This is a genomic window from Rhizobacter sp. (genome assembly GCF_031412075.1).
Taxonomy (GTDB): domain Bacteria; phylum Pseudomonadota; class Gammaproteobacteria; order Burkholderiales; family Burkholderiaceae_C; genus Rhizobacter.
In genome coordinates this window covers 1-7,765 of the sequence record NZ_JANOCG010000578.1, presented here as the reverse complement: position 1 = coordinate 7,765, position 7,765 = coordinate 1, and the positions used below count along the sequence as shown (strand labels likewise).

Genomic DNA, 7,765 nt, shown 5'->3' with positions numbered 1-7,765 from the left:
CGGGATGACCTCGCCGCGCACCAGCGGCTGGCTGGACAGCTTCTGCCCGACCATGCAGCGGGCGGCAATCTTGGCCAGCGGCTGCGCGGTCGCCTTCGAGACGAACGGCACGGTGCGCGAGGCGCGCGGGTTCACTTCGAGCACGTAGACGACGGCGTTGTCTGCGTTGTCGTCATTCAGGCCCTGGATCGCGAATTGCACGTTCATCAGCCCGACGACCTTGAGCGCTACATGCGTGAAGCCGTCAAGGTCAGCGAAAAATCGCCTGTATTGCTGGATCGATTCCTCGACGACGCGATCGAGGTCGATGTTGATTGCATCAGCGACGGCAGCGACAGCCCCGAGGGCACGATGATCGGCGGCATCATGGAGCACGTCGAGCAGGCAGGCATCCACTCCGGCGACTCGGCTTGTTCCTTGCCGCCGTATTCGCTGCCGAAATCGCTGCAAGACGAGCTGCGCCGCCAGACCATCGCGATGGCCCGTGCACTCAAGGTCAAGGGACTGATGAACGTGCAGTTCGCCATCCAGGGCGAAGGCGACGACGCGGTGGTCTACGTGCTCGAAGTCAACCCGCGTGCTTCGCGCACCGTGCCTTTCGTCTCCAAAGCGACTGGCCAGCCGCTGGCCAAGATCGCCGCCCGCTGCATGGTGGGGCAAAAGTTGTCGGAACAGAAAGACAAGCGCGGCCGGGTGCCGAGCGAAGTCATTCCGCCGTACTTCTCGGTCAAGGAAGCGGTGTTCCCGTTCAACAAGTTCCCGGGTGTCGACCCCATCCTCGGCCCGGAAATGCGCTCCACCGGCGAGGTGATGGGGGCAGGGCGCAGCTTCGGCGAAGCCATGCTCAAGAGCCAGCTCGGTGCTGGCTCTCGCCTGCCCACCAAGGGCACGGTGTGCATCACGGTGAAGAAGGGCGACAAGGCGCGCGCCGTGGTCGTCGCACGTGATTTGCACGCGCTGGGCTTCCAGGTGGTGGCGACCAAAGGCACGGCTGCGGCCATTGCCGAAGGCGGCGTGCCCGTGAAAGCGGTCAACAAGGTCAAGGATGGCCGGCCGCACATCGTCGACATGGTCAAGGCGGGTGAGATCCAGCTCGTTTTCACCACGGTGGACGAAACGCGCACGGCGATTGCCGACTCGCGTCACATCCGCCAGGTGGCGCTCGCCAACCGCATCACCTACTACACCAGCATGGCGGGCTGTGAGGCTGCCGTCGAGGGCATGAAGCACCAGGACGATCTGGTGGTGCTATCCCTGCAAGAACTGCACGCGGAACTGCACTAGACTTTTGCATCTTCCCCACGCATCGGCCGCCGCCTAACTCCCGCAAGGGAGAAGGCGGCGGTTCTCATTTTGAGTTTCAAGGTTTGACCATGGCCACCATCCCCATCACCACACGCGGCGCACAGCTGCTGAAAGAAGAACTGCACCGCCTCAAGACCGTGGAGCGCCACGCCGTGGTGCAGGCGATTGCCGAAGCCCGTGCGCAGGGCGACCTGTCAGAGAACGCCGAGTACGAAGCCGCCAAGGACAAACAAGGCTTCATCGAAGGCCGCATCCAGGAAGTGGAAGGCAAACTGGCCGCGGCCCAGATCATCGACCCCGCTTCATTGAATGCGGGCGGCATGGTGGTGTTCGGTGCCACCGTGGATCTGGAAGACGAAGACACGGGCGCGGCCGTGACCTACCAGATCGTCGGTGAAGACGAAGCCGACCTGAAACAAGGCCGGATCTCGATCGGCTCGCCGATTGCACGCGCGCTCATTGGCAAGGAAGAAGGCGCCGTGGCCGAAGTGCAGGCGCCCGGCGGCGTCAAGAGCTACGAGATCATCAAGGTTCGCTACATCTGAGCCGCCGCGTGAAGCAACTGGACAGCCGGCGTTTGGCTTGCCTCGTCGCGGGGCTGTGGGCCGGCTTGATTCTTGGCATCGCCGCGATCGGGGCGCCAGCGGGTTTTGCCACCGTGACCCTCGAAGTGGCGGGCCGCCTGGCCGGGCGCATGTTTGCGCGGGAGGCCTATCTCAGCCTGGCGGTCGGGGTGATTCTGTTGCTGCTGGTGCGTCGGCAGGCCCGTCTGGACGCTGAAGCCGGCCGTGGCTCGATCTTCAGCACCGAGGTCGTGCTGGTGCTGGGCACGCTGTTTTGCACGATGTTGGGCTATTTCGCCGTTCAACCGATGATGGCCGCAGCCCGGGCGGGGCAGGGCCTCTGGTCATTTGGAGTGCTGCACGGGGTGTCTGCCGCGCTGTTCGGGTTGAAGGGCCTGCTGGCCCTGGCGCTGGCGTGGCGCCTGTCGCGGGCTTAGTTGGCCGCTTTATTCGGCTGCCGTGCGCTTGACGCTGGTGATGCGTTTCTTGGCACGCTTCACCTGGCCGCCGGCGGCGATGCGCTGGTTGCCCAGCAGGTTGATCTTCTTGACCTGAGGGCGGTGGTTGCCGCTCTTGGAGAACTTGAGGATCTTGACCACCTTGGGGCCGGCGCCGCGACCTTCACGTTCGGCCTTTTCCTTCGGGGGCATGGGGCGCCACAGCACCAGCAGCTTGCCGATGTGTTGAATCGGAGCGGCGTTCAGCTCGTCGCTCAGGCGCGCCAGAATGGCCTCGCGGGTTTCGCGTTCGTCGGAGAACACACGAATCTTGATCAGGCCGTGCGCGTTGAGTGCAGCGTCGGTTTCTTTGATGACGGCGGGGGTCAGGCCGTCTCCGCCGATGCGAACCACGGGCTCGAGGTGATGGGCTTCAGCGCGTTTTTCTTTGCGCTGGACGGGGCGGAGTTCAATGGCAGGCATGCCCCTATTATCGGTCGACCCAGAGCAGGCTTATGAAAACCCAGACAAAAAGCAAGAAGGTCAACAAGGCGTGGTTGCATGACCACGTGAACGACACCTATGTGAAGCTGGCCCAGAAAGAGGGCTACCGCGCCAGGGCTGCCTACAAGCTCAAGGAAATCGACGAAACCCTTAAGCTGATACGCCCCGGCCAGCTGGTGGTGGACCTGGGCGCCACACCGGGCGCGTGGAGCCAATACGTGCGCCGCAAGTTTGTGGGTTCTGGCGCAGCCGCCGCGGGTGCCTTGAACGGCACCATCATTGCGCTCGACGTCTTGCCGATGGAGCCCATTGAAGGCGTGACATTCATCCAAGGCGACTTCCGTGAAGACACCGTGGTGGCCCAGTTGCGCAGCTTGATCGGCGACAGGCTGGTGGACGTGGTGATTTCGGACATGGCGCCGAACCTGTCGGGGATCGAAAGCTCGGATGCCGCTCGCATGGAGCACTTGGTCGAGCTGGCGGTCGATTTCGCGCAAAACCACCTTACGCCAAATGGAGCCCTGGTGACGAAGGTGTTTCACGGCAGTGGCCACACCCAGTTAACCGATCTGTTCAAGAAGACGTTTCGGGTCGTCAAGCCAATCAAGCCGAAGGCATCTCGTTACCGTTCGTCTGAAACCTTTTTGGTGGGAGTGGGTCTCAAGAATCCCGGCGTAGCAGCCGAAAAGCGTTCGTGAACTAGTACCGTGCGCAAGGCGCATACACCCAGCGTGCACAGGGGCAGCTGAGGCGGGCTCTCCCCCTTGTCTGGACTAGAATCTGCCCCATATGCCGTGGATGCAGGCTCATCGTGCGCCTGTGCGGAAGTTTTGATTGCAGAAGGAGCCGCGGTGAACAATCAATGGTTCTCAAAAGTTGCTGTTTGGTTGGTGATTGCGCTGGTGCTGTTCACTGTCTTCAAACAGTTTGACAAGCCCCGTGTCGTCGAGAACGTCACATACACGCAGTTCATGGACGACGCCAAGGCCGGCAAGGTCAAACGGGTTGAAGTCCAGGGCCGCAACCTGAAGGTCACCCCGAGCGAAGGCCAGGGGTACACCATCGCCTCCCCCGGCGATCTGTGGATGGTCGGCGACCTGATGAAGTTCGGTGTGCAAGTCACCGGCAAGGCCGACGAAGAGCAGTCGATCCTGATGACCATCCTGGTCTCTTGGGGTCCGATGCTGCTGCTGATCGCAGTGTGGATCTACTTCATGCGGCAGATGCAGGGCGGCGGCAAGGGAGGTGCCTTCAGCTTCGGCAAGTCGAAGGCGCGCATGCTCGACGAGGCCAACAACACCACCACCTTTGCTGATGTGGCTGGTTGCGACGAGGCCAAGGAAGAAGTCAAGGAACTGGTCGACTTCCTGAAAGACCCGCAGAAATTCCAGAAGCTCGGTGGCCGCATCCCCCGTGGCGTGCTGCTCGTCGGCCCTCCCGGTACGGGCAAGACCCTGCTCGCTAAGGCGATTGCTGGTGAAGCCAAGGTGCCGTTCTTCAGCATCTCGGGCTCCGACTTTGTTGAAATGTTCGTCGGTGTCGGCGCGGCCCGTGTGCGCGACATGTTCGAGCAGGCCAAGAAGAGTGCCCCCTGCATCATCTTCGTCGACGAAATCGACGCGGTGGGTCGCCACCGTGGTGCCGGCCTGGGTGGCGGCAACGACGAGCGCGAACAAACGCTGAACCAGATGCTGGTCGAGATGGATGGTTTCGAAACCAACCTCGGCGTGATCGTGATGGCCGCGACCAACCGGCCCGACATTCTTGACCCCGCGCTCCTGCGCCCCGGCCGCTTCGACCGCCAGGTTTATGTGACGTTGCCCGACGTGCGCGGCCGCGAGCAGATCCTCAACGTGCACATGCGCAAGGTGCCCGTCGGCCAAGACATTCGTGCTGACATCCTGGCGCGCGGTACGCCTGGTTTCTCGGGTGCCGACCTGGCCAACCTGGTCAATGAAGCTGCCTTGTTTGCCGCACGCCGCAATGGCCGTGTGGTCGACATGATCGACTTCGAGAAGGCCAAGGACAAGATCATGATGGGCCCGGAGCGCAAGTCGATGGCAATGGCCGAAGACGAGCGCCGCAACACGGCCTACCACGAGGCTGGCCACGCGCTGGTCGCCCGCCTGATGCCCAAGGCCGACCCGGTGCACAAGGTCACGGTGATCCCGCGCGGCCGTGCATTGGGTGTGACCATGCAGTTGCCTGAAGGCGACCGCTACAGCACCGACAAGATCCGCATGCTGAGCACCATCTCCATCCTGTTCGGCGGTCGGATCGCCGAAGAGGTGTTCATCGGCGAGATGACCACCGGCGCCAGCAACGACTTCGAGCGTGCCACCGCCATCGCCCGCGACATGGTGATGCGCTACGGCATGAGTGAAGCCATGGGTCCGATGGTCTACGCCGAGAACGAAGGCGAGGTCTTCCTGGGCCGTTCTGTCACCAAGACGACCAACATGTCTGAAGAGACCATGCAGCGTGTCGACGTCGAGGTGCGCCGCATCATCGACGAACAATACGCCGTGGCCCGCCGCCACATCGAAGCCAATAAGGACAAGATGCACGCGATGGCCAAGGCCTTGCTCGAATGGGAAACCATCGACACCGAGCAGATCGACGACATCATGAGTGACAAGCCACCGCGCCCGCCCAAGGACTGGACGTCGTCCAGCAACAAGCCGGGTGGTGGGTCGGTGCCTCCGGTCAACCCGGACAGCGCCCCGGCTGCGGCCTGAGTCATCTCACCGATATAGACAGACAACGGGGCTTCGGCCCCGTTTTCCATTGTTTCCGAGGCCGCTAAGCGCATGCAGACCTGGCAGACCACCCGTTTTCAGATCGACTTGAGCCGGCCGCGGGTGATGGGCATTGTCAACATCACGCCCGATTCGTTTTCCGACGGCGGGCGGCACGCCAGTACGCAGGCTGCGCTCGCCCACTGCGAGCAGCTGCTCAAAGAGGGTGCCGACATGCTCGACCTGGGCGGCGAATCAAGTCGCCCTGGTGCGGCGCCCTTGCCTGTGGAAGAAGAGCAGGCCAGGGTGCTGCCTGTGCTCAAGGCGGCCTTGTCGTTCGGTGTACCGGTGTCGATCGACACCTACAAACCCGAAACCATGCGCCTCGCGCTCGACTTGGGTGTGGACATCGTCAACGACATCTTTGCGCTGCGTTGGCGGGGAGCCATGGCTGCTGTTGCAGCCCACCCTTCGTGCGGGGTGTGTTTGATGCACATGCAGGGCGAGCCGCTGTCGATGCAGCAAAAGCCGATTTATGGTGACGTGATCACCGAGGTGAGTGCGTTTTTGGCGGAAAGGGCGAACGCCGTGCGGGAGGCTGGCGTACAGCGCGAGCGCATCGTGATCGACCCCGGCATCGGCTTCGGCAAGACCGTCGAGCACAACCTGGCCTTGTTGGCCCGCCAACGCGAGTTGCTGGCTGTGGGTTACCCGCTGCTTGTCGGTTGGTCTCGCAAGAGCAGCCTCGGCGCGGTGACGGGGCGGCCGGTTGGCGAGCGGCTGGTCGCCAGCGCAACGGCGGCGTTCGCCGCGGCGCTTCTTGGCGCGAAGGTGCTGCGGGTGCACGACGTCGAGGCCACGGTGGATGCTCTCAAGGTGGGGAGCGCTGCAGGGCTGCTGCACAATATCGGGGCATAAAGAAGCTAACCCAAGCACATACAAGCGACACAAGCGAGCGACATGAGCAGAACCTATTTCGGCACCGATGGCATCCGAGGCACCGTGGGCCAGGCGCCCATCACGGCAGATTTCATGCTTCGCCTCGGGCATGCCGTGGGACGCGTGCTCAAGGCCAAGCTGGCGCGGCCCACCGTGCTGATCGGCAAAGACACCCGCATTTCCGGCTACATGATCGAGTCGGCGCTCGAGGCCGGGTTTGCCTCGGCCGGTGTCGACGTGCTGCTCACCGGGCCGTTACCGACCCCTGGCGTGGCCTATCTCACGCGTGCACTGCGCCTCGACCTGGGTGTGGTCATCAGCGCTTCGCACAATGGCTACCCCGACAACGGCATCAAGTTCTTTTCGGCGCGCGGCGAGAAGCTGCCGGACGAGTGGGAGCGTGAGGTCGAAGCGGCCTTGACCGAAGCTCCGCAGTGGGTCGATTCGGCTCAGCTTGGCAAGGCCAAACGCATTGAAGATGCCCGCGGGCGATACGTCGAGTTCTGCAAGAGCACCTTCGGCAACGACCTCTCGCTCAAGGGCCTGAAGATCGTCATCGATGCGGCCCATGGTGCGGCCTACCAGACCGCGCCCGAGGTGTTCCATGAGCTGGGCGCCGAGGTGGTGCGCATCGGCTGCAGCCCCGACGGGCTCAACATCAATGCGGGTTTTGGCGCCACCTCGCCAGCCGCGCTGGTCAAGGCGGTGCAGGAGCATGGTGCGCACTACGGCGTGGCCCTCGATGGCGATGCCGACCGCCTGCAGCTGGTCGATTCAACCGGCAGGCTCTACAACGGCGACGAGTTGTTGTACGTGATGGTGACCGACCGGCTGGCCCAGGGCCAGCGTGTTCCGGGCGCGGTCGGTACGTTGATGACCAACATGGCAGTTGAAGTTGCGCTCAAGGCCTGCGACATTGAGTTCGTGCGTGCCAAGGTCGGCGACCGTTATGTGCTTGAAGAACTCGCCGCCCGCGGCTGGCTGCTTGGCGGCGAAGGCTCGGGCCACCTGTTGGCGCTCGACAAACACACCACCGGTGACGGCACCGTCAGCGCCTTGCAGGTGCTGCAAGCTGTCAGCCGCAGCGGCAAGTCACTGGCCGAGCTGCTGGCACCGGTGACGTTGTTCCCTCAGGTGCTGATCAATGTGCGACTTCAACCGGGGCAGGACTGGAAGGCGGTGCCCGGCCTGGCCGAGGCGCAGGCCCAGGCCCATCGCGAGCTGGGTGACAGCGGGCGGCTGCTGATTCGTGCTTCCGGTACCGAGCCGCTGGTGCGGG

Annotated in this window: 8 protein-coding genes and 1 pseudogene; 7 read left to right on the top strand and 2 right to left on the bottom strand. The window is 63.3% G+C overall.

Annotated elements, in window-relative coordinates; all coding sequences use genetic code 11:
- Positions 1–201 (bottom strand): ATP-binding protein (locus RMO40_RS21420; protein ID WP_489660217.1); only part of this gene is annotated, 201 nt, incomplete at its 3' end.
- On the opposite strand from RMO40_RS21420, the pseudogene RMO40_RS21415 reads away from it, so the two are divergent.
- The 3 genes and pseudogenes from RMO40_RS21415 to RMO40_RS21405 all read left to right on the top strand — a co-directional run.
- Positions 202–1,284 (top strand): annotated as a pseudogene (locus tag RMO40_RS21415) (ATP-binding protein); the annotation flags it as partial.
- Between the two features lie 89 nt (positions 1,285–1,373).
- Complete coding sequence (gene greA, locus RMO40_RS21410) at positions 1,374–1,850, top strand: transcription elongation factor GreA (RefSeq protein ID WP_309725625.1); 477 nt, start codon at positions 1,374–1,376, stop codon at positions 1,848–1,850.
- A gap of 8 nt (positions 1,851–1,858) precedes the next feature.
- Positions 1,859–2,305, top strand: a complete 447-nt coding sequence (locus RMO40_RS21405) for a DUF4149 domain-containing protein (protein ID WP_309725624.1) — start codon at positions 1,859–1,861, stop codon at positions 2,303–2,305.
- Positions 2,306–2,314: 9 nt separating this feature from the next.
- On the opposite strand, the gene RMO40_RS21400 is transcribed toward RMO40_RS21405, so the two are convergent.
- Positions 2,315–2,788: a YhbY family RNA-binding protein gene (locus RMO40_RS21400; protein ID WP_309725623.1), complete on the bottom strand. Its 474-nt coding sequence runs from the start codon at positions 2,786–2,788 to the stop codon at positions 2,315–2,317.
- Positions 2,789–2,820: 32 nt separating this feature from the next.
- Here RMO40_RS21400 and RMO40_RS21395 point away from each other — a divergent pair, with 32 nt between their 5' ends.
- The 4 genes from RMO40_RS21395 to glmM all read left to right on the top strand — a co-directional run.
- On the top strand, positions 2,821–3,507 hold the full coding sequence (locus RMO40_RS21395; RefSeq protein WP_309725622.1) for an SAM-dependent methyltransferase: 687 nt from the start codon (positions 2,821–2,823) through the stop codon (positions 3,505–3,507).
- A 153-nt stretch (positions 3,508–3,660) separates the two neighbouring features.
- Positions 3,661–5,547: an ATP-dependent zinc metalloprotease FtsH gene (gene ftsH / locus RMO40_RS21390; protein WP_309725621.1), complete on the top strand. Its 1,887-nt coding sequence runs from the start codon at positions 3,661–3,663 to the stop codon at positions 5,545–5,547.
- A 72-nt stretch (positions 5,548–5,619) separates the two neighbouring features.
- Entirely contained in the window at positions 5,620–6,465 is an 846-nt protein-coding gene (gene folP, locus RMO40_RS21385; RefSeq protein ID WP_309725620.1) for a dihydropteroate synthase, read from the top strand.
- A 42-nt stretch (positions 6,466–6,507) separates the two neighbouring features.
- Positions 6,508–7,765: phosphoglucosamine mutase (gene glmM, locus RMO40_RS21380; protein WP_309725619.1), on the top strand; the 1,258-nt coding region annotated here is incomplete at its 3' end.